Below are 25,315 nucleotides of genomic sequence, written 5' to 3'. Positions count from 1 at the left end.
TGAATTTTCAATTTCTTAGTGACTTGATGGCAGCTCGACAACCCGGTTGAACACCAACGCCCCTGGCTTGGAGTCCTTACTGTCCAGGCAGAAGTAACCCACACGTTCAAACTGGTAACGGTTTTCAAGTTTCGCATCCTTCAAACCTTTTTCCAGCTTCGCGTTCTTGATCACCTTCAAAGAGTCCGGATTCAGGTTCACTTTGAAATCCTGACCGTCCGGTACATTTTCCGGATCCGCCACTTTGAACAGACGCCCGTACACACGCACTTCCGCATCCACACAATCCGTTGCCGAAACCCAGTGGACGATACCTTTTACTTTGCGGCCATCGGCAGTCGGCTTACCGCCCAAAGTCACAGGATCATATTCACAGCGCAATTCAGTCACTTTGCCGGAAGCATCTTTGACCACGTCTTTGCACTTGATCACATAGGCATTGCGCAGACGAACTTCCTTGCCCGGAGACAGACGGAAGTAATCATCCGGCGGATTTTCCATGAAGTCCGCCGCATCAATGTACACTTCTTTAGTGAACGGCAAAGAGCGGTTCCCCAACTCGGTGTTTTTTGGATGCACAGACGTTTCAATCAGCTCTTTATGACCGTCCGGCAGGTTTTCAATCACAACTTTGATTGGATCCAGAACCGCCATCGCACGATGAGCCGTTTCATCCAGGTGCTCACGCACGCAGCTTTCCAGGATGTCGTATTCGATGATGCTTTCAGATTTCGCCACACCAATGCGTTTTGCAAATCGACGGATGGATTCCGGAGTGTAACCACGACGGCGAACACCGGAAATAGTCGGCATGCGCGGGTCATCCCAGCCAGAAACCAGCTTTTCTTTTACCAGTTGCAAAAGCTTGCGCTTGCTCATCACCAGATACGTCATGTTCATGCGTGCAAACTCATATTGATGAGGCTCTGCCGGCACCGGAACATTCTGCACACACCAGTCATAGAATGGACGGTGATCCTGGAATTCCAAAGTACAGATGGAATGCGTGATGTGCTCCATTGCATCAGACAAGGGGTGAGCATAATCGTACATCGGATAGATGCACCACTTGTCACCAGTACGGTGGTGATGCGCCTTGCGGATACGGTACAACAACGGGTCACGCATGTTCATGTTCGGAGACTGCATGTCGATTTTCGCACGCAGAATATGCTGACCTTCATCGAACTCACCGGCACGCATGCGACGGAACAAATCCAGATTTTCTTCAACAGTACGATTGCGGTAAGGGGAATCCTTACCCGGAGTCGTGAAGTCGCCGCGGTTCTTGCGCACTTCCTCTTCATTCTGGGAATCCACATAGGCCTTGCCGTCTTTAATCAGCTGTTCAGCCCACTGATAGATCTGCTCGAAGTAATCAGACGCGTAATACAGGTGTTGGCCCCAGTCATAGCCCAGCCACTTGACGTCTTCCTGGATGGATTCAACGTATTCGGTTTCTTCCGTTTCAGGATTGGTGTCGTCAAAACGCAGATGGCAGCGACCCTGGTATTCCTGAGCCAGACCAAAATTCAAACAGATCGACTTGGCGTGACCCAAGTGCAGGTATCCGTTCGGCTCTGGCGGGAAGCGCGTGACCACTTCGCCTTTGACTTTGCCAGTCTCCAGGTCTTTTTCGATGATTTGTTTCAGGAAATTGGGTGCATCTACAGGTGTTTTATTGGGCTTGCTCATAGCGTACCAGTACACTCCTCGACCTGATTTCTGTCAAGTCTGGGAGGGTCTTAACTGGCTCTGGTTAGGCCCGAAAGCCCTCCTGCTGCCCTGCATAAGCTAAGGCGCAGTTAGCGCTTTTTTACTCCCATGGATTTTGCGTATCCGGCCTTTCCTTTGGCGTCAGTGAATCGCGTTTTGGAGGCAACCCGAGGTTTCCCCTGGTGCTGGGTCTTTTTTTCCAATGAAGGAGGCTTATTACCCTCCAAAGCCGCAATCAGACGGCTGTCACGCTCGGTGACCAGATTCACCACCAACCCCGGACGACCGGCCCGCGCCGTGCGCCCCGCCCGGTGCAGATAGTTTTCCATTTCTTTCGGCAAGTGATAGTTGATCACGCGTGCGATATTGGACACGTCCAGCCCCCGACCCGCCAGATCGGTGGCCACCAACAGGCCCACCTGGCCGTCACGGAATTTCTTCAGATTCGTTCGGCGCTCGTTTTTATCCATTTCTCCGCGATAGACCACACAAGCGTGGCCCTTGTCCGTCAATTCCTTGGCGATCTTGTCACACTGTTCACGGGTGTTGGCAAAGACGATGGTGCCACCGTCCACTTTCTGCGCCAGTACTTTTTCAAACAGCGGCCAGCGTTTGCCATCTTCGACCGTCAGGTTTTTGGTTTTTAAAGTGGAAACCACCTTCCCGCTGTTTTTACTACGAATGACTTCGGCCTTGGCGAACAAATCATTCATCAGCTTTTCCACGGTTTTGGAAACTGTGGCTGAAAACAGCGCCAGATTCACATCCTCTGGGCAGCAGTCGACGATACGATTGGTGTCAGGCAAAAAACCCTGATCCAACATTTGATCGGCTTCATCGAAAATCAAAAACCGCACATCACGCAGACTGATCAGGTCCTTGTTCAGCATCTGCACCAGACGGCCCGGTGTTGCCAGCAGAACTTCAAAGGCCCCGGAGGTGTTGCGACGGGCCTGTTCAAGGCTCATCCCGCCCAGAGCCGGACGAACCCGCAGTCTTGTATCGTGAGTCATGGATTTAAAGACCTTGGCCACTTGCTCGCCCAACTCCCGGGACGGCACCATAACCACCGCGCGAGGTGCGTTTTCCTCTTTCACCGGGTCTCCGGATTCTTCCAAAGACTTCAGATAATTCAAAATTGGCAGCACATACGCCAACGTTTTGCCGCTACCCGTTTCAGAGACTCCGACCACGGCCTGATGGCTCATGATCAAAGGAATGGCCTGTTTTTGAATGTCCGTGGGTTTGGAAATCTTCAAAGTCTTCAGGGTTTTCAAAAGAGAAGGCAACAGCTCAAAATCAGCAAAGGTATTCATACGGGCTCCCGGATAAAGCGAGGGCTGACTATAGCCTATTTCGCTCTGGAAGGACACCAGAATGGCGGAAAGCCCCCTGTCGGCCCGTCGGGAATCCGTCACGGTCTGGCTCAGCTCGAATTTAGCGCACTTAGGAGTTAACAATGAAAAAACCACCCGGCTTTCCCGGGTGATGGCGACTGATCCTCATGTCACAACCGGCGAGGACTCTGCGTCGGGGATATGATGAAATAAGAAAGGCCCGTCCTTGCGACGGGCCTTTTGCCATGAAATCCTAACGATAGATACGGAACAAAGTGCCACTTTCAGACAGAATGATGAGGTACTTCATCATGATCTCAGCAGGATAGTTTGCAGCATCGTTGTATTTCGCCTGATACTCAACGATCAGCTCGTAGCGCTGGTCGCTGGTCATGGTTTTCACTTCACGATTCAAAGCCTGCTCCGCCACGGCATAAGCTGAAGCACTCATGTCCTGATGAGTGGCCTTCAGGAAGTTGTCTGGCTTGCTGGTGGTGACCAGTTTATAATACTTATGACCTTCATTGTCTGCCTGACGGAAAGTCAGATTTTTGGCCGCCAGCTCTTTACGGTATTGTGTCGGGATCAGCTTGCCGATTCCGACAACAAAAACTTCGTACAACTTTCTGGCACGGCTGTCCGGTTTATTGCCTTCAAGACGTTTCTGGAAGTCTGTCGCAATCTTGATCATGCCCTCGCTGCCGATATTGTAGCAAGTTTGATCACTTTGCAGAGCCAGCAGAAATGCATTGAAGGTTTCCATCGCCATATTTTTATAAGCCACATCAGCGGCACTTTCCGCACGGGCCGTATTGTGTCTTTCCGCAAAGAAATTCAGCAATGTCACCGTGTATTCAGTGGAGGCAAAAGCCGCTTTGTCAGCCTTCAGGACCGAGATAAACTCGTTCACATAGCGGTTGAACTCTTTCGTGGCATATTTTTCCTGAATGGAGCCTGGCGCACTGACTTCAGCACGACCAGCCCACACCTGCACCACGTCCAGATGCTCCTTCAAGGTCGCATCGATGTTCTTTTTGCAGGCCACTTCTTCTCCACGCAGATTCAATTTGGGAATCTCGCTGTTAGAGATGGCATTGATGTCCAGAGCCGCTTTCCCACCCATGGCTTCAGCCTGCACTTCGACCACTGAAATCGGGGCTGGAGTGTTCAAAAGCTCTGAGGCCAGAGGCTGATCCGTGCTGGCGACAACCACATTGTTATACGCCTTCACCGGGATACGGTCCCCTTTGTCGGTCACCAGTGTCACCGTCACAATCTTGACCCGTCCGGCACTTGGTTTTGCCTTCAGACTTGTCAGCGGAAGAGGCTTGACCAGATCCAGCCTGTACAAACCTCCACCCGCCTGACGGGTAACATCGCCAATGCGACCAACACCTTCAAATGGCGGTTTGTTCTGAGCTTCATTAAACAATTCCGCCCCGTTGGTGTAGGCAGGGATTTGCACATCCGCATGCGCAACAGCTGCAAACTGCAGCGTCAGAACCGAAGCAACTATTCGTTGAGACCAATAACGTTCCATTGAGATTCCTTTCTCTCTATGTTTTTGGATAGCTTGATTTAGACTTTAGCCTGAAATGAGATTCTGAATCGTCGAATGGAAAATCTCGAACAATAAAGGCTGTAGTTGCCTAAAAGCATGTGCTGGCATTTTATCGAAACGACGTCCGACATTGTATTACGCAAATGTGAAAATAGGACTACCACCCCAGACCGAGGGAAAAAACCATGCAGCTTAGATCGTATCGCTGGTTGAATAAAGTGCTGCTTTCATTCTTAAATAGAACTTCAGCATTGAGATTCCATTTATTTTTGTCAGCAGAGTTCAGAATCCACTCTGAACCCACTCCCGCCACGTACCCCGTGGAAAATGACTGATCACTGTAAGGGATGTTTTCCAGAGAGGCCTCTTTGTTCAAGGCCACAAAATTGTAACCAATCACCCCGCCACCCGAGAAATAAACATTAAAGCCCTTCTTGCGACGTTCAATAGGAAACAGATGAAACCCCGCCTCCGCACTGGCGCTGTAATAGTTGAACGAGGTGGAAACTTCGGAGGCGTTATCAAGAAACATCTGAGTTCCCGCCATGCTGCCCACTTTGAAACCAAAATAGGGAGTCAGGTATTTACCATCCATATACACGGAAACCCCGGCGCCCACCCCAGAAGAGGACTCCGCAAATGATTTGCCTTTTTCACCGGAATAGACGCTTTGAAATGCACTCACGCGCGTTCCCGGAAACAAGCCCACATTGCTTGCCTGGCAGTCTTTCGACAACCCAAAAAAAACGCACAAAATAAGGAAGCTGTAAAAGCATGATCGCACCATTGGAATAAAGATCGGGTCGTTGTTAAGAAAAGATGATCACCTGGAGGCCTGTTCTGTACCAAGGCCCCAAGACCTTTTCAGTCTCTTAATCATTCTTCTCGTGGGATTACGACAACGAAATACAAACGGCAAAGATCATCGTACTTTTGATGTATGCCACCTTAGTGGCCTTGCGCCGGCCCCGCCAAGTATTTCTTCAGTTTTTCAAAAGACTCTGCCCAGCCTTGAATACACTCCGCTTGCAATTCATTGGGGATACCTTCTTGCGACAGCCTAAAAGCACTGCGATCCTTCCCGCGGGATTCAAACTCGAAGGTGATATAGCCTTTGGCGGGCCATTCCCCTGGCATGTTGGCTTCTTTGGCCGAGATCGGCTCGCCTTTTTCATTGGCGAATTGGTCGGTCATAACGATGCGTTCGTTTTTTACCACCTCTTCAATCCAACCGGCCATGCCGCTGGCACTCTGATCGTAGCCCTTCATATTGATGAAGTACTTGCCGCCGTCCCGCAGCTCCCAATCAATGTGATCTGCGTAAATGCCCTCCGGCCACCACCATCTTTTAAGGGCCTCCGCGCTGCTAAAGGCGGCAAACAGCTTCTCCAGTGGCACATCAAACTGGCGATCAATCACCAGCAGCTTCGAATGCGGGGTTGAGCCTTTGTGTTTGGCATCTTGCTTTCTTCCACTTGGTGAGATTTCCATTTGAACTCCTTTGCTCTCATCGCTTCCCGGACAAGTTTATAGAAGTGGGTTCAGGAATTAAGAGTTTTACGCATATTGTGTTAAAAGTGGCCTCAAATCACGGGACTTGTTTCGGACCGTGACTTTCTCACCAGCCGAACGTGTGGCTTAAAACTGAGCCTCAGCAATCTTGACCAGCAATACCGGGTAAACTTTTCCCCGGCTATTCCACAATCTGACAATCTCGCTTAGATTGCCCGTGAAGGTAAAACCATGAAAACACTTTTCTCTTTCGTTCTATTTATGCTTTTAAGCTCAGCAAGCCAGGCACACTTCGATTATCAGTTCCGCTGTCATGGGGAAAATCAGAACCAAATCATCCATTTTAAGGTGGGCCCGCATGGACTTGAAACCGTGCGTTTCAGACGGGAACTGGGTTTTTTGAATCAGTACCAACTGCTCAGTCAGTATGCAGACTACGGCTCCATGCAATTTATCTGGCAAAGCAAAGTTTCTGAACAACGCGCCCATCTTACTTTGGACATGGTGACAGCCCGTCATTGGACGGGAACGCTGACACTTGATGGAACTGAAAACATCTCTATCACCTGTCAGGAATAGGTCTATTTCTTCTTTTCTTTTTTATATTTCGGGAACAGCGACAGATACTGTCCGTATCCCTTGGCTTGCATTTCCTCAACCGGAATAAACTTCAGGGCTGCGGAATTGATGCAGTATCGTTTGCCGCCCTTATCCTTAGGGCCATCGTCAAACAAATGACCCAGGTGCGAGTCAGCCTTTTTGGAACGCAGCTCAGTGCGTTCCACCGACATTTCATAATCAGGCTTTGTCACCAAAGAACTGTCATCGATGGGCTTGGTAAAACTGGGCCAGCCCGTGCCGGAGTCATATTTGTCAGTAGAACTGAACAATGGCTCGCCACTGACAATGTCGACATAGATGCCTTCTCTTTTATTATTCCAATAGGCATTGTCGAAAGGCTTTTCAGTCGCCGACTGCTGCGTGCACTGATACTGCATCGGAGTCAGGGTTTTCTTTAACTCGGCATCAGAAGGTTTTACATATTCTTTTTCTTTGGCGGAAATCGCAGCAGAAAAAACAAACACCATCACAAAAATCCAATGCTTCATAAACACCCCCGTGAAAAGTTTAGTGCGCTGACGGAACAAGTTTAACACAAAGATAGGCCAGACTTCACATTTTGTCGAAATGAAGCGGCAAGACTGTTTTTTAAAAACCTTTGGGATTCAATAAAGTCCCTTTGGATTTCTAAGTTACAGTCAGATTTCCATTCAAAACCGGAATTTTCCTTTCCAGTCTTTCCCGACAGGTTCATACTGAAGCGCATTCCCCTGGGGTGGTTCGCATCATGAACACAAATTCTCTCAAATCCTGGCTTCCCACTGTCAGCATCAGTCTGGCCAGTTTCATATTCGTGACCAGCGAGTTTATTCCTGTGGGTCTGCTCCCAGAGATTTCTGCAGGTCTTGGGAAAAGCGAAGCCTTCACCGGCCTGCTGATGACCATCTATGCCTGGATTGTCGCGACAATGTCCCTGCCAATGACGGTCGTCAGCTCCCACTGGGATCGCCGCCGGCTGATGCTGATCCTGTTGGGAACGTTCGTCGTGGCAAACCTGGCCTCGGGCCTGGCGGCAAGCTTTGGCATGCTGCTGGTCTGCCGGATCATCGTGGCTTTTGCCCATGCGGTGTTTTGGTCCATTGCGATCCCCCTGGCGATCCGCCTGGGCCCGGCCGGGGGACGAGCCAAAGCTTTATCGATAATTGCAATGGGAGCCTCTCTGGGAAATATCCTGGGGATCCCTTTGGGCACTTTCCTGGGGCAGAGCTTTGGCTGGCGCATGGCCTTTTCTTTGATCGCGCTGGTGGCCTTCGTCATTTACGTTATTCTGTATCGCATGCTCCCCTCCTTACCAAGCCAGAGCATCACCACGTTTAAAAATGTGCCTTCATTGTTCAAGCGAAAATCCCTGGTGCTGGTTTACCTGATGACGGCTCTGACCGTGACCGGGCACTTCACCGCGTTTACATACATCAAACCGTTCCTGCTGGCGGTGGGTGGAATTTCAACGGATTTCGTCGTGGTTTTGCTATTGGTGTTTGGTGCTTCTGGAGTTTTCGGCAGCATCCTGGGCAGCAAGATTATTTACAAACATCCGAAAAATGCACTGTGGATATCACTCGGGATCGTTTTCTCAAGCCTGCTGTTGATGACACTGGCCGTGCATTCACAAATCTGGCTCATGGCGCTGGCATTTGTCTGGGGAACAGCCCTGACCCTTCTGTGCCTGATATTCCAGTCCGCTGTTTTAAAGGAAGCCCCTGATGTGCAGGATGTGGCAATGTCGCTGTACTCTGGCATTTTCAATATCGGCATTGGCGGAGGAGCCCTGCTTGGCAGCATTTCCTCCACGAACCATATCGGGTCTGTCGGCTATGTCGGGGCCATCTTTGTGCTGGCTTCACTGATGCTTTCCGCGAAATTCCAGATCTCGGAACTTAAGCACACCGAAGGCGCTGTGGGACATTAAAAGCCCCGTTCCCGGGGCTTTTTTATTTTGGCATCTAAACGTAAGAACCCAGCTCTTTGCTCATAAAACGCTTGCGCATTTTGATGGTGCTTTTTGTTTCCAAGACACCAAGTCTGCGTGCGATCAACTGCTTGCTTGAAACCTTTTTCGTCAGCACTTCAGTGGAGGCAAACAGCTCTACACCGCTTTCCAGAGTTTCATAAAGTTCAAACACATCACAGGCTTTCAAGTACTCTGTGCGCACGGCCTGGCCTTCAAAGTTTGTATAAGTGTACTGGCTGTACTCTTTGGCATCTTTTTCAGCTGCTTTCACCGCCGCGTTGGCATTCGCTGCCTGGAACAAAACCACACGCTCTTCCAGCAGTTCCGCAAAGGCCTGTTTGCCTTTGGCGCTGGATTTACCCACAGCACGAGTTACATAAAGGGTCTTAACGGCGAACCATTTCTTATTTTTCATTACTATATCCTATGAATGAAGTATTCAAAGCTGATGAAGAGCCCAGCTTCCCGTAAAATATACTGAGAAGAGCAAAGAAGCGTCAACAGAAAGGACCCGAAAGTCCCGCCGGTCGGGCCACGCCCACAGCCTCTACACCCGATTGACAAAAAATGTTAGGGCTGCGTTAGAAGATCATCAGATCGAACCAAACGGGATGGCATTTGGTTCCGTGATTGCATTGACATCCAATGAAGAGGTGTCCTAAATGCGAAGCCTGGTTGTTTCAGCCTTCATATTCCTGATAGCATTGCCTGCAGCCGCGCAAATGGCCTGCGGTGGCGCTTTCCTGGACACCCGTTCGTCTCACTTTGAGTCGCTTTCTCGCAAATCACGGGTTACCGAGACTCAAATCTATCAAGCTGCCAAGGCCGACATTCTGGGGGACCGCAGTCTTTCCGTGAAAGCCAAAATGGCTGCCGCTGACTTCTTTAACATTCTTCATCTGAACAGGGACTATCGACGCGAACTGACCATTGAAATCCAGCGCCGAGATTATAAGAGTGCACTGGAAAAAATGGGCGTCCAAATCAAAATGGACCCGATGACACTTCTGCGACACAATGCTCACTATTTCCGACTGATGTTTTCTCTGGGGGCCAATGCTGGCCTTAATTATCTGAGCTATCAGTATCTGGGATCCGCCGGGTTCATCGTTTCTGTCCCGCACTTCAAATTCTTCCGCCCCGAAAAAATTCCCGATGGTGTACTTATGGAAGTCTTAACCCAGCCCGAGGGCGGTCCACTGACAAAGGCTTACATCAACGCCCGGGTTCGCCATGGGGCTGACGTCATCATCTCCAGTCTGAACAGCTATATTTTTGTGGGACTGCTTTCCTGGCTGACTGTCTTTCATCATCAGGTCATCACCGACCCCACTGCATACATGGAAAATCAGGCCCGGATGTCAGCCTCGGCAATGACCAGAGCTGCCTATGACCAAAACATAAAAACCATCTCCGGACTTGAGGTCAAACTTCTCGAGTTCCAGAAAACCGGCCAGAGTGAAAAGGCCGAAAAAGCTCTGTTGCTGATTGAGAATATAAAAAAACAAAACTTAGAAATTATAAATACAAACTAAAGGAGACAAGATGAAAAAGGCAATTTTGATGATCCTGGCAGGCGCAATGATGGCCCAGTCTGTTCAAGCCGGAACCCAGCAAGCGAACACACCTCGAAATATCGCCTCTCAAGAGCAGCTGAGTCCCGAGGCACACGCGGCCGTGAAAGCGATTAAAAACCAGACTCTGACACTTCTGCAGTCCGGTAAATCAGAAATATCCCCCGAGGACCTGCAGGCACTTTCAGAGGCGACCGCCGGGCTGACACCGGAACAACGCCTGGAAGTTCTTCAAGCAGCTCTGGTGCAACTGCAACGTCTTAGTCACTATATTTCTCTAGAGACTCAAAACGGCAACGAATCCACGATCGGCGGCGCACTCGTGATCAACACGGTGATCTCGGGATGCCTGACCGCAATCATGTTCGTTAATGATGATGCCAGCAAACCCAGCATGCTAAGATGGATCGGTGTTGTTGTGACCGCCGCCAGCGTTGGGGGCCTTGTCACACTGATGGTCAAAGGCAATCCAGAGCGTGATCGTCTGGAGAATATGACGAAAGAGCTGACCAACGCTCTGATGCAGGCTAGCAGATCGACGATGCTCCAAATTGAGGCCGAAGCTTTGAATTAACAAAACACCTTGCCCCCCAACCGGGGGACTCCCGAAAAAGGAGCACCCCTCGTTTTTTAATAATTTCCACATTCCCGCCGGTAAAAGGCGCGAATGTTACCAAGATGTATTCAAGGGTTCTTCGTAGCAAACCGAAATATTAATCATGATAACGACGGTACGTGTCTCACTCTGGAACATCATGCTTCTGTTTGCATTCTTGGCTTTAACGGGCTGCACGTTTGATTTGCAGCTCGTCCCAACCAGTGTCGTACTGCCTTCAGAAACTCCCCCAACCGGGACTCCGCCGGTCCCTGCAGGACCGACATTGAATGTCAGTGCCCCGTCCGTGTCTTATGGAACCGTTGCGACAAACTTCGTTTATACCGTCACCTACACTGATGCCTCGATCGTCGACCTTCAAGATGCCGACATCACCCTGGGCGGACCCGACACAGCTGGTTGCACCGCTGTGGTGACGAATGGAACCACCATGACTCCGACGGTGACCATCAGCGGATGTACAGGGGATGGCCCGGTGAATATCTCCATTGCTGCCGACACGGCGGAAAGTGCGGATGGCCTTTTGGCACCCGCATACGGCCCATCAACAAGTGCCACGATTAAAAACTCTTTCATCATGACCATCGACACCAGCAAAGGCAATGCTGCCAACTCGATGGAGCTGCCACTGAATGGCTGGTCCGGATACAACTTTGTGGTTCACTGGGGTGACGGCAGTTCCGAACCGGTTGATTCTGCAAGCTGGAATCCCGGCATGCCCGCTATTTCACACAACTACGCGACGGGCGGAATCTATGACATCAAAATCAAAGGTGCCATGCCTTGGTTCCGCTTTGCTGGTGCTGGTGATTATCTGAAAGTCATCGACGTAAAACAATGGGGCACCATTCAGTGGGGCACTATGCAGCTGATGTTTGCTGGCTGCGCGAATATGCAAGTCACTGCGACAGATGCTCCGGACTTGACTCAAATGACCGATATGCGCGGCGCATTTATGATGGCCACAAGCTTCAACAGCCCTATCGGTCATTGGAACACCAGCGGGATCGAGGATATGAGCAATTTGTTCATGGGAGCGACAGCTTTCAATCAGCCCATCGGAAACTGGGACACTTCCAGCGTGATCACAATGAACAGTATGTTCAGCGATGCCCTTGCCTTCAATCAGAACATCAGCAACTGGAATACTGCGAACGTCACCGACATGGCTAGAATGTTTATGGGGGCTCTGGCCTTCAATCAGCCTCTGACTAAATCTGGAAGCTCCTGGGACACATCCAAAGTCACGGATATGACATCCATGTTCCAAAATGCGGATGCGTTCAACCAGCCCCTGGCCAGTTGGGTCTTTGCTACCCCTGGGCTGACCGGTATGGAGCAGATGTTCTTCGGCACCGACGCCTTCAATCAGGATATCAGTGGGTGGGTCCTGCCTGCGGGCGTGAACAACACCCTCTTCGATCACCAATCCAATCCTGCCTGGGACGCCAGCAAAAAACCGACATTCCCCTAACTAAGGGACGTCAGTGGCCAAGGACTTGGCCAGCTCCACGATCATGCCAAATTGCTTCTGAACGCTGATATAAATACCCTCATCGGTGCAGCGTTCAGTGTCGACCGTGGCGGACTCTGACGATCGTGTTGTTTTTGAGGCGATCCCCACCACATAGGTTCGTCCTTGAATTCGGGCAAAGGCGGGGCCACCGGAGTCCCCCTGACAAAAACCTTTGCCTTGAGACTGTTGCACACGGAAACGGTTTTCGTTCTTTGCGAAAGCGGACACCGTCAATTGAACCGAACGCAGGGTGTTGCCGCCATCACCTTTAATGTCAGACCAAACACCATTGGTGCGCCCATACCCTGCCGCCAGAACAGAGCGCAGATCCCCGATAGAATGATCCATCAAGGGCGTGATAATTATGTCCTCAGATAACTGCTTTTTTAACTTCAAAATCCCAAAATCATAATCCTGATTTCCGGCTTTGTACTGTTCTGGCACCACGAACGTGTCTTCTGCATAAGCCAGATGCTCTCCGGCTTTGGTTTTAAATTCGACCGTGCGTAAATACCCATCCGGAGTCTTCAAACAATGGGCGGCCGTCAAAATCAACTGCCTGCTCAGTGGAATCCCCGTGCACTGAAACACGTCGTTCATTTCCACCTTCTGCCCGTTTATAACCTCAATGCGGGTGTTATAATAAGTGCGCACACTGACAACCATCTGGGACAGATCACTTTGAAAAGAAGCCGTGGTCCCACCGATAATCCCCTGTCCCTGCCCCATGTCCATGCCTGTTCCCTGAAAGCTTTCGGGACTTTCCTGGCAATTGATCAAAAGAAGTGAAAGAAGCATTAACAGTTTTTTCATAAAGCGCCTTTGCTGGGCTTAAAGCACCCTTGCGAGTCTCGTGCCCGCCCCCCGGGATCTTGGAAGAACTATAAGCCGCTTGTGGCTGCCCCGGGCTGTCCAGCAACTGAGCGAGGCCCCAGAAGTGTCACCGGCTGACAGATTTATATGAAGATATTTCTCAAATAGTCTCTAAATCACATTCAGTTCCATCCCGGCACTGGCAGAGTTCTTGTATTACCTGGTGCCACGAGGTGAATGGAAATGGATACGCAACCTGTTCGTTTATTTCTTGCGATCACGTCTTTGATTTTGGCAAGCGGGCTTTCTACGGCAAAGGCCCAAAGTCCCCCCTATGCTTCTGCGGCGCCAACGCAAGGTCAAAGTGCGATTGATTATTTAACCGCTGTCGACAGCTTAAGTGCGGCTTCAATCCGCGAAGCTCTGTTGACGGTGTGGCAGCATGGACTGAATCCTTCCGTCTATTGGAACGACGAACTGGAGCAGTCCTTCCTGCGCGGAACCCTGGACGCGGACTTCGACCGGCGCCAAATTCTGGCTGTCTATGTGAAGGCCCTGCGTGACGTTTACAGCGGATCGGTCAATCCGGTAGGCCTGGCTTCAGATATCAAAGTCAAAAAAAAGGACTTCCTGACGGCCGAACAGGTTCGCCTTGTCGTCCTGACCAGCCAGAGCGATGCAAAACTGGCCCTTGATAAAATGGCCCCCCAGTTTTCCGTCTATCAGTCCCTGAAAATGGCGCTGGAAAGACTGTATCCTTTGCTGGAAACCGGATTGTGGGAAAACATCACCCCAGCAAAGAAGCCGTTGTCACTGGGTAAAAAAGATCCCGTCATCATCAAACTGAAAGAACGTTTGCGTCAGTTGGGTTATCGCATCGACAGCATGAACGACACGTTTGATCAGGACATGCTGATAGCGATCAATGACATTCAACTAAACTTGAAAATGAAACCGGATGGAGTGATTTCACCCGGCGGCCGCACCTGGAGGTTCTTCAGCGTTTCCCTGTTGGACCGACTCAGTCAACTGCAAGCGGATATGGAGCAACTGCGCTGGTTCCCGCAGAATCTTGAAGACCGTCATATTTTCGTGAATACGGCGTTTTCCCACTTCATGATGACGGATAAAAAGAACAACATCTCGATGAGCTTTAAGGCGATCAACGGCACTGCGGAACGCAAGACGCCCACGCTTCGGGATCGCATCACCTATTTGGTGATGAACCCGACATGGACAATTCCACCCACGGTGTTCCTGAACGATAAAGTTGAAATTCTGAAGAAGCTCGACACCAAGGGCATTCGCAAGTATTTCACTGATAACAGATTTGAAGTGTACACTGCTGACTTTAGCCGAACCATCGACCCGACCAGCATTGACTGGAAGTCGATCAAGTCCTCGAGCGTGAACTTCTATATCAGGCAGAAACCGAGCTACAATAATGCCCTGGGCGTTGTGAAGTTTATGATGACGAATCCTTATGCCATCTATCTGCACGACACCAATCAGCGCGACTTGTTCGGCGAAGCCCAGCGCCTGCGCAGTTCGGGATGTGTGCGCCTGGAAAAACCGCTGGATCTGGCCGAATATCTGCTTGCAGGAACGCAATGGTCCCGGCCGCAGATTGAAAACTTCGTGGTTAAAGAAGGTCAATTGGTTGATAAAGAAACCCGTGTGGACCTGAAAGAACCGATGCCGGTTTATTTAGTACCTGTAACTTCCCAAATGAACTCGGACGGTGTTATCCGTTTTGTGGAAGACGTTTACGGACACAATCAATTAATTTTATCTCAAGTCAAAGGATTAGGACGGTAATTATGGCAAAATTTCTTTTAATCGCGAGTCTATTTGTAGCTTTCAATGTTGTGACGTCACAGGCAAACGCCACTGTCAGCACCGGTGCGGCATCGCAACTGTATGTCACGGGAGTGGTTGAACACATCGAAGCCATGGAAAACGAAGCCATGGTCAAGCTCGTTGGTCTGCCAAAGCTTTTGATCATCAAAAATTTGATGAGCTTCCCTGAAGCCAAACTGCACTTATTGACGGAATCTCAGGAAAGCCGCGTTCCGTTGAAACTTAAGATCAACGGCAGCAACCAGATTCTGGATGTTATCAATCCATAACAAAACTTGCCGCTGCATCGAAACTATGGATATCATCCAAGTCTGGAGACGGAGGACCTGATGAAGACCATTTATTTCACGGCGGCCAGCTTGGATGGGTATATTGCTGATCCCAACGACTCTCTGGAATGGCTCTTCAAAAACGGCCCCACGGACATTAGTTTCATCGACACTTTTGTAAATACGGTGGGCGCCCTGGCCATGGGCACATCAACGTACAAGTGGATGCAACAGCATGCCGAGGAATGGCCTTATAAAGTCCCTTGCTTTGTTTTCACCCATCAAAATCTTAAGCCCTTCCCCGGTGCCGACATCCGTTTTGTTCAAGGGGATGTCGCCAGCCACCACAAAGAAATGCAGAAATTAGCGAATGGAAAAAACATCTGGGTCGTGGGTGGTGGTGATCTGGCCGGACAATTTTACGACCAGGGGCTGTTGAACGAGATGCACATTCAAACTGTGGCGGTCTTCTTAAATGAAGGCAAAAAACTATTTGCACGCCATACAGACACGGCTTTTAAGATCAAGAACATCCGTCAGCACGGAGACACTTGCGTAGAGGTCATTTATTCAATAGCTACCACGTAGCGAGCTCGAAGAGACTGTTACATAGGCACATTGGCTGGCAGTCCCCCCACCGAGATCTTATCCGACTCGGCAATTGAGCCATCGTCATTGATTCGATGAACCACCGGCAGCTCATCTTCTTTAAGCACACCATGAAGCTTTCCATCGTACACAAAAAGGGATTCGATCTTGCTGTCGGCCACATCACTAAACAATCTGGTCTCGAAGGTCATGTCTGACTTTAGCTCGGCATAAGTGGCTTTGTCTGTCGTATAGTCACCGACCCCAAAGTAGACCTTCCCATTGAGCTCCACGATGCCGGTCACCCGTTCGTAATTCCCTGGCTCTGCCGGCAACGGTGTTCCGATCACAGCACCTGAATGATCCAACACCACAAAGTCCCAATACCAGTCGTCCTCGACGCCAATCTCGAAATAGCCCCCGATAAAGATTCCGGACTGATTAACCAGCAGCGAATAGACATCCGCATCACCAATATCAGCATAGATCTGATTGGACAGGCCCCCATCAAGCAAGCCCGTGTTCAAGTCCAGTGCCACCAATTTGCTGGCGCCGTCGACAGACATGGCACCCAGCTCGCCGACCTCTTCCTCTCCAGGCTCGCCCACGACAAGGCCATAGCCTGCCATATAAAGTTTATTCCCATAAAGGCTCATCCCAGAGATCTGTCCTGAAACGGGCAACGGCAGTGCAACCGGAGAATAGTCATCTTCAATATCCAGGATCACCAGGCCCTCGCGCTGCTCGCCATTGACCTCATCAAAGATCCCACCCACATACAGTTTATTATTATGAACCGCAAGGCCACGAACACTGACGCCATCAGCGTTCTCATCCGACAACTGCAGAGCTACTGAAAGATCAACCTCAGCTCCCGTACTTATAGACTGCGCATAGATCCCCGCCGACGTTCCGGTGCCCGCCACTCCGCCTGATGTTCCCAGGGCAAAGAAGCCGCCTTCCACAGAGGCGAAGGCCGAGACCTCCAGCTTTTCCTGAAAATATGTTTCGGAAAGATCGCTGCGCTTGAATTCCGCAAACCGGTCACCCAGTGAAAGGACAACATGATCCTCACTGACTCCCCAAAGGAAACGCCCGCTTGGTGGAAGACGTCCCACATCCCAGGCTTGCACTTTTGTGATTTGATTCGTGGACAAATTGTAAGAACAAAAATTTACGCCCCCGGCTTCAAAATCTACCAGGGCCAGCAAATAAAGCGTATCTCCAGAGGCCTTCACCGTGGGAGAACCCATAACTCCGCAGGCAGAAATATCAAAGGCACGAGGAATCAGATTTCCTCCCGCCACTGAATACAGCTCTGAAGATTCTGAACCCATATTATAAAGCAGTGCCTGACCGCTGCCATCCTGAAGCAATGTGACCCTATCTTCAAATCCAGTCAGATCAGTGAAGACACTTTGATCGACGTAATCAACATCAACAACCACGGATCCGTGTTCACTGCTGTTGCCCGCCAGAACGACTCTGTTACCAACAAAGACCACATCATCCACACGTCTCAGATCCAGACCTTCTCCGACCGAACTGGCAGGAAGCAAGGCCCCGCTTTCCTTGTTAAGAATCGCCACGTTTTGGGCGTCTTCCAGGGCCAGGAGCATTTCGCCACCGCCCACTTCTTCTTCTGACTTCGAGTAAGTGAAGGTGCCAGCCAGAACCACTGAACTTTGATTGATCTTCAGCCAGGCGAAGGGGAGCTTACTTTCAAGAAGTGAAGTGGGATAGTAGAATGTCGGTGCCTGAAATGAGGTGTCCAGCTCCCACTTGGCGCTGAATCTTTTAAGGGTCATCTCCCCCAGGGCTCCCGGTGTCATGACAACGTAATAACGTCCCGTCGAATCCTGCGCCAATGCATGGATCTCTTTGGCTGAGACCGGTAAAGTGACCGGTTGATTTCTGTCATCAGAGTCCATCCGGACGATCCCGCTGCCGCAGGGACCCGCTTTGCTAAAATCGCCCCCATAGTAGCGAACACCGCCAGACTCAAGGACTGTGCGAATCACCCCATCAAAACAGACTTTACCTTGGGCCTGCTGCACAGGATCTGTGGGTGAGGTTTCCGGGGAAGAATTTGAGGAACCGGGGGCTAAGTCGACAGACAGACTGCAGCCCGAGAGAAATACAGATAAAACAAGAAGTGATTTCAGCGAGTACGTTCCAAACATATCTGACTTATCGGAATTTAATAAGTGTGGCTCGAGACATAGACTCAAAATACGATGTAAACTCACAGATAAGACCGTGTACTCCTTATATATTCCCATCTCCAGACAAAATTCTGACTTGAGCTCCACCAGAAGCGAGGGTAAATCCTGAGGCGGCAAAACCAGCAAAGGTAAAAGAATGAAATATTCAAGAATCCTGCTTGCAATGACGACGATGGTGCTTTCAACAGCGGCTTCAGCCGCCTGCGATCACGAAACAACTGAGATCGCAGCCACCTATGGCAGCCGAAGCGACTTCCCGTCTTCTCCCGTACTGGCGGGCACTCTGCTCGCTGGCGAAATCCGCAAAGGAGCCCAAGGACAAATCGGGCCTTTTCATCAGGATGTTTACCTTTATATCAACAATGGTTCGTTCCACAGTGGCTGGTTTCAAGAGGCCTTCGCTCTGGATCTGGAGTGCAAGCTGAAAGGTTACACATTGCTCTATTCTGAGTAACTCTGCCATCGGCACTGATCGAAGGTGAATAGGAACCCCGATCCCCCTGAATCCTGCGTCGACCTATTAGCACCCCTCAAGTCAGCAGATTGTTCAGAGACTTTCTGCCTATAAGAAGTTCAGGGGACCGGCTTTTTAAAATACATATCTTTAGCCAGGTTCTCCAACCCCACTGGAGACTCCTGCCACACTTTGAACATCGCCTGACCTATCTTGTCCGGAACAATATCCAAAATCTCTTTTTCGACGTGGGCCAAGATACTGTCTGCAACCTCGACCGGAGAGGTCATGTCCATCTCGGCACCTTTATTCATGTCCGTATCGATGGCACCCGGATTCACAGCATGAACGGCAATACAGTACGGACTAAGTTCGATTCGAGCCGCCTGAGTCATCGAATAAAGTGCCGCTTTGGAAGCCGAATATCCCGCGATAAAGGGAAAGTTCACGAACTTGGCTATCGACACGATATTCACGATACGACCGTCGCAGTTGCGCTTAAGCACAGGAACGAAGGCCGTCATCACATCCATCGTCGAGAAATAGTTTACCTGCATGTCACGGAGGAAGCCGTCCCTATTCCCTTCCAAAAAACTTCCGGCATGAAGAGTGCCGGCATTGTTGATCAGGATCTGCACGTCGGCGGCGGCAGACACGGCTTCGTTTATTTGCTCCCGGTTGGTGATATCCAGTTGAACGGGAACGACACGCGGGTCATCGTTTTTCGGTAATTTGTTTTTATCTCTGGCGGCAGCGTAAACCTTGGCGACTCCCCGATTGAGGCAGGCCCCTACTAAAGCGGCACCGATCCCGCGGTTGGCTCCGGTGATAAAAACATTCTTTCCTTTGAAATCCATAAAACCTCCTGGTTGATCCAAGGCAGGCTAAGATATTTCAACTTAAAATACTGGCCATTTACGGACATCGTCGTTGTTGTGTTCACACCAAAAGCTCGGTCGGAGGATTTAACAGAACTATTTCCCAGTGGACACGACGTAATAGATGCCGCACAAAGTGATCAGTACCGGCAATATGAAGGTCAATCCTATCACCCAAAGGGTTTTGCGACGTACTTCTCTTTCTGCGATCTCGGAATCCTGAGGCGTGTCCATATCAGTCCTTTACAAAAGACAGGTCTAATTTCGAGGAATTGTAACGACACCACTACAGGAAGACAAATAAAAAGCCCCCTTGAAGGTCTGATGTGTGCACACAAAATGTTGCTGTCACTCAGCAGGAGCCTTAAGTTCGGCTCGTATTTTCTTATTAGGCGCAATAAACAGTTCATCAGGAACTCAGCAACCGTAAAGGAACAACCGATGAAACAGCTTCTTTCTTCAATAGCAATTATTTCAACGACAGCTCTGACGGCCTTCGCCGAGACAGGCCAGCAAGTCACCGTTGGCAGCGTATTTACCAATCTAACCACGGAGTGCATTGAAGTCAGCGCGGCAACCCAACAGTCCCCGATTGATTTCTATGATGCCGAATGCAAGGGCTTTGGCGGGTATCAACTGAATATCACCGGCGGCGACCTACGCTATCATCCGGAGCTGGCTTACGGTGGGCAGCAGATTGCCCTTAACAACCCGTATTCCTTCCATGACGTGGCGTCAACTGAAGTGGAATGGATGTACCGTAAAACGAATTCTTCGGAAGACGGCAGCGGATCATTGCAGTGGATTGGCTTTATCTATCGCCTGTCTGAAGCCACTGAAGATGGAATGTCGGGTGTGGAAGTGGTGTATGCAGTTCGATTGGATGGGGCGGATACCTGCTCAATTGGCACCGCCAGCACAGAAGAACAAGCGCGGGCGCTTGTTCTTAGCTCAAAGGCGCACTGTAAATAGCCCGGCTATTGTTTTTTAATATCGTGAACGCAAAAGGCCGGAAGCTTATCAATAGGTCGATCCTGATAGTCGACGGCCCCTAACTCTTTCAGTTCTTTGAGGGTTGTTTCCCTAACGACGCCGTCGCCGCCACGAATTCTAAGTACGAGATGAGTATCAACGTTCGCTGGATTCTCTTTGTCGATTTTGATCTTTTTCTTGTTGTCCCAGGCGACGATAGCTGTATCAACAGAGCCATCTTTCTTTTTAATCTGCACCATCACACTGTCCACTTGGGGTTTGCCGAATGCCGCAACTTGTATAACCTCTTCAAGGTCCGCCAGTTTCATATTCAAGCCAAGTTGTTTGCCCAGAGTGTGACAGAATGAACCGGCGTCAGCGCGTTTGCTAAACTTAATTTTTGAAACCGCGACGGAGTTCTCACCGACGTTAACATCCTGAGTGAAAGGCAGCAGGTTCGCGTGGGCGTGGAAAACGGAGAAGTTCAAAATTAAGACAGTTGCCAACAAGACTCTTTTCATAGGGCACCTCTGCCCATTTACACTGCGAGAGTCATTCCAGCATCAACTGCAATAAAGCTTGTTTATACACGGCAAGAACTGTCGAAGGCGCCAAAAGGCGCCCTCCAAATTTGTTATGTCTTAAATTGAAATACGGAGCTTCTGTTGCAAAGTGAGACGCGGGTATTAAGGGTTGTCTCGAGCTTTAGCTGGCAATGAGGCCACATACGCCTCTGGCAAACCCGAAGCCCGGGCTCCTCTTACCAATGCCTCGAGATAACGTTCACTGACAGGACCATCAAGACTGCGACGACTCGGTGACGTCACAAAGGCCGTCGCTTCAAACTCTTGCCCGTCGACGGAAACACGCAGAGTCGTCTCAACTGACATCCCAGTCACGACACCTTCTTTATGCTGAATAATGGGCCATTCTTTTTCCGGAATTTCAAATAACCTTCCAAAGACAGACGAGCCTTCTTTGGCGACCAACCCGGCAACACGCCCACCCCACCAACGCGAAGGAAAATCAAAAACCAAATCGACACCTTTTGCTTCAGCCACCAGCCCCTCGGGCAGTACGAAAAACTGGTAGCTATGCTCTTCCGCCCAAACCTCGAAAGCCTGGCGATCCAAAACCCCCGAATAAGCAAAATACAATTTGCTTCCGGTTCCTTGAATTTGATTTCTAGCTTGCATCACTTTTCCGTAATGGGCGTCCATATTTGATTTCCTTCTGCTTCTAAGTATCAGTTCTTAGCTCAAAGCTCTTGCAGTGTATCCCGGATCCAAGTCATTTGGCTTTTAATATCACCTGATTTTGGCCATTGTGACAACAACATCCTGTTGTTTATCGCAATCAACTGTCTAAACAAAAAAGATATTGCATCATTCAAATTAAACCTTGCGACATCTCAACTCTCTAATAAACTTGGAGTATGAAAACGAAGCTGCTGTACTTCCTATCTTTTTTTATCCTGGCACATTCAGCGCAGGCAAAAACGGAGACTGAACTTCGCGCCGCAATTCCTGCTGGACTGGCACCACCTCTTTTGATTGAAAAAAAAGGAAAAGTGGACGGCCTTATCGTCGACTATGTCAGTGCTTTGGCAGAGGCTATGGGACGTACCGCAAACTTCAGTGTCGTGACTCGTTATCGACTCAACAGATACATGCTGACAGGTCAAATGGATGTCCTCTGCTATACAAGCAAAATCTGGGATGACGGAGTTAAAAAATTAGATTTCTCCGAAGTTCTTTTTAACAAAAAAGAAGTTATTATTGGCCCGACACCGATGCCCAAAAAAATAAGCGATATGCAAGGCAAAACAATCGGAACGATGCTTCAGTATGTCTACCCCAAGCTCGATCCTTACTTTGCATCTGGCAAAATTCTACGCGAAGACAGTCTATCCGAAGAAGGAAATCTAAAAAAACTGCTCAATGGCCGTATCCAGTACGTCGTCACAGATCAAATTTTTTTCGATTATTTCCGTCTTGAAAATCCCAGTATTGCAAAAAACCGCGAAGCACTTTTTCTTACAGACTACCCCATTGTCTGCTCAATCAGTCGCAAAGGGCGAATCACGAAGAAGGAAGTAGACAAAGCAATCGATGAAATCAAAAGTTCGGGAAAAATGAAGGCCTTGTTTAAAAAGTACGGCAGCACGTATGTTGATTGATTTTTGGGCATAAAAAAACCGAAGACTTTGCTTCGGTAATTTTAGCCACTTTTTGGAAAAAATGGCGGGGTGGACGGGACTCGAACCCGCGGCCTTCCGCGTGACAGGCGGACGTTATAACCAACTTAACTACCACCCCAGTGGCGTTTCGGAGAATCTTTTATAGCCAAGTCGGACACCCCTGACAACATTATTTTTAAAAAAACTTAATATCATGGTGTCCTATGCCCTCTTTTTGGGCAAATAAAGCCCTAGCCCGCCGGTTTTGATGGGTATAATGTCTTTGCACCATCAAGGAGACCCCAAAATGAAGAAACTTTTGGCTGTAACTGCCCTGCTACTGTCCCAAACGGCCCTGGCTGAAACCATCACCTATGAGGTTGAAGGCATGCACTGCGGATCCTGTGCAAAATCCATCAAAGCACAGGTGTGCAAAATGGATGGCCTGGAAAAATGTGATGTTACTGTCGGTAAAGTGATTGTCTCACCTAAAGCCGGTTCAACGATTTCTCAAGATCAGATTCAGGCGGCGATTTCCAAAGCCGGAGAATACAAGATCATCAACTCTTCAAAATCCAAGTAAGATTGTGGAGTCATCGAATCCCCTGCTCAGGGGGTTCGATTAAAAAAAATTGACGATAGAGTGCGATGACCTTACTGCACTTTTCCGGCATAATGATCCAATGATCAACACAATTTCCGAAACCTCCAAAGGGCGCCTGCTTATCATCGATGACGAATTCGAACTGCTGGAAGTCCTCTCGGCCATCCTAGAAGGCAGCACCTCGGAAATTCATCGGGCCAACAATGGCATCGAAGGCATTGACCTGCTAAAAACCCGGCAGTTCGACGCCGTTCTTTCTGATGAAAAGATGCCTAAAAAATCCGGCCTGGAAGTTCTGAAGTGGATGCGTGAAAACGGCCTTCAGATCCCGTTCATCATACACACCGGCTATGGGCAGAAGGACATGGTGCTGGAAGCTCAAAGATTGGGCGTCTATGCCTTTATTGACAAGCCCTGGGATGAAAACTCGCTCATTTCCACGGTGGAACGCGCCTTAAAAACTGGGATGGAGCAAAAGAAGGCCTAAAGGCCTTGTCTCCCCCACGCAAATCCCTCATCATAGAGAGTATCCGGGCGCGTGGCGCCCTAGAATAGGAACTCTCATGAACAAGCTCTTTTGGATCGACATGGAGATGACCGGTCTTGATGTCGAGAAGGAAGTGATCATCGAAGTGGCGGCCATCGTCACGGATCTAAACTTCAAAGAACTCGAAACTTTCGAAACCGTGGTGAAACAGCCCCAGAAATATCTGGACAGCATGGACGCCTGGAATACCGAGCACCACAAAAAATCCGGCTTGACCGCTAAGGTGCCTAACGGAATGGATCCCGACCAGGTCGAAGCCAAGCTTGTGGATATGGTTAAAAAGCATTTCCCGGATCCCAAGGATAAACCTGTTCTTGCCGGCAATTCGATCATGCAGGACCGTCTTTTCATCAACAAGTACATGCCGGAATTTGCCGGACGCCTGCACTATCGGATGGTGGATGTGTCTTCCTGGAAAGTGATCATCAACAATAAGTTCAAATACGTTTACCAGAAGGCCAATAAACACCGCGCCCTGGAAGACATCCGCGAAAGCATCCAGGAACTGCGTCACTACACCGACAAAATGCATTTCACGAAATAGAGCAAACATGCGTCCACAGCGGATCTTGCAGCGCCGGACGCATGTTCATTTCTTTTGACTCGAAAATCAAAGGCCCCTACTTTCAAGACCAGGAGCTGAATGATGCGCAAAAGTCTGATGTTTTTGCTATGTCTGTTTCTTCCCCTGGCTGGCCTGGGCGCTGAGATGGTTTACATTTTTCATCCACCAGAGTCTGAAATAGATCGCCGTTACAACTATCACTGGGATTTGCTGAAGGCCGCGCTGGAGGCCACCAAGGACAAATACGGCCCTTATGTTTTAAAACCCAGCGTGCGCATGACTGAAGACCGTCAGATGCGGGAACTTTTGTCGAACTCAAAAAAGCTCACCGTCATGATCCGCGAGACTTCCATCAAACGTGAGCGCCAACTGGAAACCGTGCGCATCCCCATCGACAAAAGCCTGATTTCCTACCGCGTGCTGCTGATCAATAAAAAAGACAAAGCCACTTTCGATAAAATCTCGAACCTGGAACAGCTCAAAAAAATACCCATGCGCCAGGGCGAAGGCTGGGGTGACAATGCGATTCTGGAAAGCGCAGGCTTTCGTGTGCTGGAAGAGGTCTATTACGACCGCATCTTTGAGAATCTTGTATTCAGTGCCCACACCACCGCCTTCCCCCGCGGAGTCACCGAAGTTCTGGAAGAATTCAACGCCCGCAAAGAGCGGCTGCCCCAGTTGATGATTGAAGAAAATATTTTACTGTATTATCCCCTGCCGACCTATTTCTGGTTCCACCAGACGGAAGAGGGAAAAAAGCTCGCCCGCCGCGCCCAAGACGGCCTGGAGCTGCTGATTCAAAATGGCGAGTTTGACCGGATGTTTAACAGGGCCTATGGCAAAGTCATCGCGGACCTGAATCTTAAGAAAAGAAAACTGTTCAGAATTGAAAATCCGCTGTTGCCAACTAGTGTTCCCTTCGACAATAAGAAGCTGTGGTTTGATCCGACCAAATAA

Annotated in this window: 28 protein-coding genes and 1 tRNA gene; 15 read left to right on the top strand and 14 right to left on the bottom strand. The window is 49.6% G+C overall.

All coding sequences use genetic code 11. From position 1 onward, the window contains the following. Window positions 1–15 precede the first annotated feature (15 nt). The 5 genes from BD_RS06230 to BD_RS06210 form a co-directional block, all read right to left on the bottom strand. The gene (locus tag BD_RS06230; protein WP_041583499.1) at window positions 16–1,695 is read right to left on the bottom strand and encodes a glutamine--tRNA ligase/YqeY domain fusion protein; all 1,680 of its coding nucleotides are present in this window, start codon (window positions 1,693–1,695) and stop codon (window positions 16–18) included. Window positions 1,696–1,805: 110 nt separating this feature from the next. Then, window positions 1,806–3,032 carry a DEAD/DEAH box helicase gene (locus BD_RS06225; RefSeq protein ID WP_038451296.1) on the bottom strand — a complete coding sequence of 409 codons (1,227 nt, stop codon included), beginning with the start codon at window positions 3,030–3,032 and terminating at the stop codon, window positions 1,806–1,808. Between the two features lie 274 nt (window positions 3,033–3,306). Continuing rightward, window positions 3,307–4,593, bottom strand: a complete 1,287-nt coding sequence (locus BD_RS06220) for a beta-sandwich domain-containing protein (protein WP_011163863.1) — start codon at window positions 4,591–4,593, stop codon at window positions 3,307–3,309. A gap of 178 nt (window positions 4,594–4,771) precedes the next feature. Next, on the bottom strand, window positions 4,772–5,299 hold the full coding sequence (locus BD_RS06215) for a hypothetical protein (RefSeq protein ID WP_157865658.1): 528 nt from the start codon (window positions 5,297–5,299) through the stop codon (window positions 4,772–4,774). Between the two features lie 263 nt (window positions 5,300–5,562). Further along, window positions 5,563–6,105 carry an SRPBCC family protein gene (locus BD_RS06210; protein WP_011163861.1) on the bottom strand — a complete coding sequence of 181 codons (543 nt, stop codon included), beginning with the start codon at window positions 6,103–6,105 and terminating at the stop codon, window positions 5,563–5,565. 252 nt (window positions 6,106–6,357) lie between these two features. Between BD_RS06210 and BD_RS06205 the strand changes: the two genes are divergently transcribed. Beyond that, entirely contained in the window at window positions 6,358–6,705 is a 348-nt protein-coding gene (locus tag BD_RS06205) for a hypothetical protein (protein ID WP_011163860.1), read from the top strand. 2 nt (window positions 6,706–6,707) lie between these two features. On the opposite strand, the gene msrB is transcribed toward BD_RS06205, so the two are convergent. Continuing rightward, window positions 6,708–7,235 carry a peptide-methionine (R)-S-oxide reductase MsrB gene (gene msrB, locus BD_RS06200; RefSeq protein ID WP_011163859.1) on the bottom strand — a complete coding sequence of 176 codons (528 nt, stop codon included), beginning with the start codon at window positions 7,233–7,235 and terminating at the stop codon, window positions 6,708–6,710. 239 nt (window positions 7,236–7,474) lie between these two features. Between msrB and BD_RS06195 the strand changes: the two genes are divergently transcribed. Continuing rightward, entirely contained in the window at window positions 7,475–8,656 is a 1,182-nt protein-coding gene (locus BD_RS06195; RefSeq protein ID WP_011163858.1) for a sugar transporter, read from the top strand. Between the two features lie 34 nt (window positions 8,657–8,690). Here BD_RS06195 and BD_RS06190 read toward each other — a convergent pair whose 3' ends face one another. Then, a complete protein-coding gene (locus BD_RS06190; RefSeq protein WP_011163857.1) occupies window positions 8,691–9,113 on the bottom strand; it encodes a DUF4288 domain-containing protein in 423 nt (140 codons plus the stop codon). 247 nt (window positions 9,114–9,360) lie between these two features. On the opposite strand from BD_RS06190, the gene BD_RS06185 reads away from it, so the two are divergent. The 3 genes from BD_RS06185 (at window position 9,361) to BD_RS06175 (ending at window position 12,362) form a co-directional block, all read left to right on the top strand. Next, window positions 9,361–10,233 carry a hypothetical protein gene (locus BD_RS06185; RefSeq protein WP_011163856.1) on the top strand — a complete coding sequence of 291 codons (873 nt, stop codon included), beginning with the start codon at window positions 9,361–9,363 and terminating at the stop codon, window positions 10,231–10,233. Between the two features lie 10 nt (window positions 10,234–10,243). Then, window positions 10,244–10,846, top strand: a complete 603-nt coding sequence (locus BD_RS06180) for a hypothetical protein (protein WP_011163855.1) — start codon at window positions 10,244–10,246, stop codon at window positions 10,844–10,846. A 145-nt stretch (window positions 10,847–10,991) separates the two neighbouring features. Then, the gene (locus BD_RS06175) at window positions 10,992–12,362 is read left to right on the top strand and encodes a BspA family leucine-rich repeat surface protein (protein WP_011163854.1); all 1,371 of its coding nucleotides are present in this window, start codon (window positions 10,992–10,994) and stop codon (window positions 12,360–12,362) included. Here the strand turns inward: BD_RS06175 and BD_RS06170 are convergent, their stop codons facing one another. Next, the gene (locus BD_RS06170) at window positions 12,363–13,217 is read right to left on the bottom strand and encodes a trypsin-like serine protease (RefSeq protein WP_011163853.1); all 855 of its coding nucleotides are present in this window, start codon (window positions 13,215–13,217) and stop codon (window positions 12,363–12,365) included. A 243-nt stretch (window positions 13,218–13,460) separates the two neighbouring features. Between BD_RS06170 and BD_RS06165 the strand changes: the two genes are divergently transcribed. From BD_RS06165 to BD_RS06155, 3 genes are read left to right on the top strand one after another with little or no spacing between them, the layout of a single operon-like run. After that, window positions 13,461–15,035 carry a L,D-transpeptidase family protein gene (locus BD_RS06165; RefSeq protein ID WP_231839299.1) on the top strand — a complete coding sequence of 525 codons (1,575 nt, stop codon included), beginning with the start codon at window positions 13,461–13,463 and terminating at the stop codon, window positions 15,033–15,035. 2 nt (window positions 15,036–15,037) lie between these two features. Then, complete coding sequence (locus tag BD_RS06160; protein WP_011163851.1) at window positions 15,038–15,346, top strand: hypothetical protein; 309 nt, start codon at window positions 15,038–15,040, stop codon at window positions 15,344–15,346. A 60-nt stretch (window positions 15,347–15,406) separates the two neighbouring features. Next, window positions 15,407–15,934: a dihydrofolate reductase family protein gene (locus BD_RS06155; RefSeq protein WP_038451280.1), complete on the top strand. Its 528-nt coding sequence runs from the start codon at window positions 15,407–15,409 to the stop codon at window positions 15,932–15,934. A gap of 17 nt (window positions 15,935–15,951) precedes the next feature. On the opposite strand, the gene BD_RS06150 is transcribed toward BD_RS06155, so the two are convergent. Beyond that, window positions 15,952–17,991 (bottom strand): hypothetical protein, encoded by a 2,040-nt coding sequence (locus BD_RS06150; protein ID WP_041583497.1) that lies wholly within the window; start codon window positions 17,989–17,991, stop codon window positions 15,952–15,954. A 304-nt stretch (window positions 17,992–18,295) separates the two neighbouring features. Here BD_RS06150 and BD_RS06145 point away from each other — a divergent pair, with 304 nt between their 5' ends. Beyond that, a complete protein-coding gene (locus BD_RS06145; protein WP_011163848.1) occupies window positions 18,296–18,613 on the top strand; it encodes a hypothetical protein in 318 nt (105 codons plus the stop codon). A 119-nt stretch (window positions 18,614–18,732) separates the two neighbouring features. On the opposite strand, the gene BD_RS06140 is transcribed toward BD_RS06145, so the two are convergent. Beyond that, window positions 18,733–19,470, bottom strand: a complete 738-nt coding sequence (locus tag BD_RS06140) for an SDR family oxidoreductase (RefSeq protein ID WP_011163847.1) — start codon at window positions 19,468–19,470, stop codon at window positions 18,733–18,735. Window positions 19,471–19,587: 117 nt separating this feature from the next. Further along, on the bottom strand, window positions 19,588–19,725 hold the full coding sequence (locus tag BD_RS18310; protein WP_157678779.1) for a hypothetical protein: 138 nt from the start codon (window positions 19,723–19,725) through the stop codon (window positions 19,588–19,590). Between the two features lie 207 nt (window positions 19,726–19,932). On the opposite strand from BD_RS18310, the gene BD_RS06135 reads away from it, so the two are divergent. Then, window positions 19,933–20,463, top strand: coding sequence for a hypothetical protein (locus BD_RS06135; RefSeq protein WP_011163846.1), 531 nt, complete (start codon window positions 19,933–19,935; stop codon window positions 20,461–20,463). A gap of 5 nt (window positions 20,464–20,468) precedes the next feature. On the opposite strand, the gene BD_RS06130 is transcribed toward BD_RS06135, so the two are convergent. Beyond that, window positions 20,469–20,984 carry a hypothetical protein gene (locus tag BD_RS06130; RefSeq protein WP_011163845.1) on the bottom strand — a complete coding sequence of 172 codons (516 nt, stop codon included), beginning with the start codon at window positions 20,982–20,984 and terminating at the stop codon, window positions 20,469–20,471. A gap of 165 nt (window positions 20,985–21,149) precedes the next feature. Beyond that, a complete protein-coding gene (locus BD_RS06125) occupies window positions 21,150–21,683 on the bottom strand; it encodes a gamma-glutamylcyclotransferase (RefSeq protein WP_011163844.1) in 534 nt (177 codons plus the stop codon). A 215-nt stretch (window positions 21,684–21,898) separates the two neighbouring features. On the opposite strand from BD_RS06125, the gene BD_RS06120 reads away from it, so the two are divergent. Beyond that, entirely contained in the window at window positions 21,899–22,642 is a 744-nt protein-coding gene (locus tag BD_RS06120; RefSeq protein ID WP_011163843.1) for a substrate-binding periplasmic protein, read from the top strand. 62 nt (window positions 22,643–22,704) lie between these two features. Here the strand turns inward: BD_RS06120 and BD_RS06115 are convergent. Continuing rightward, window positions 22,705–22,781 (bottom strand) — tRNA-Asp (locus BD_RS06115). Window positions 22,782–22,949: 168 nt separating this feature from the next. On the opposite strand from BD_RS06115, the gene BD_RS06110 reads away from it, so the two are divergent. The 4 genes from BD_RS06110 to BD_RS06095 all read left to right on the top strand — a co-directional run bounded on the left by BD_RS06110 (window position 22,950) and on the right by BD_RS06095 (window position 25,315). Beyond that, complete coding sequence (locus BD_RS06110) at window positions 22,950–23,225, top strand: heavy-metal-associated domain-containing protein (protein WP_011163842.1); 276 nt, start codon at window positions 22,950–22,952, stop codon at window positions 23,223–23,225. A 100-nt stretch (window positions 23,226–23,325) separates the two neighbouring features. Beyond that, window positions 23,326–23,733 carry a response regulator gene (locus tag BD_RS06105; protein WP_226987962.1) on the top strand — a complete coding sequence of 136 codons (408 nt, stop codon included), beginning with the start codon at window positions 23,326–23,328 and terminating at the stop codon, window positions 23,731–23,733. Window positions 23,734–23,809: 76 nt separating this feature from the next. Continuing rightward, entirely contained in the window at window positions 23,810–24,337 is a 528-nt protein-coding gene (gene orn, locus BD_RS06100) for an oligoribonuclease (protein WP_011163840.1), read from the top strand. A gap of 99 nt (window positions 24,338–24,436) precedes the next feature. Then, on the top strand, window positions 24,437–25,315 hold the full coding sequence (locus BD_RS06095) for a hypothetical protein (protein WP_038451263.1): 879 nt from the start codon (window positions 24,437–24,439) through the stop codon (window positions 25,313–25,315).

It is taken from the genome of Bdellovibrio bacteriovorus HD100 (assembly GCF_000196175.1).
GTDB classification, from domain to species: domain Bacteria; phylum Bdellovibrionota; class Bdellovibrionia; order Bdellovibrionales; family Bdellovibrionaceae; genus Bdellovibrio; species Bdellovibrio bacteriovorus.
Note: the sequence above shows the minus strand (reverse complement) of the source record. Positions and strands in the feature narration are given on the sequence as shown.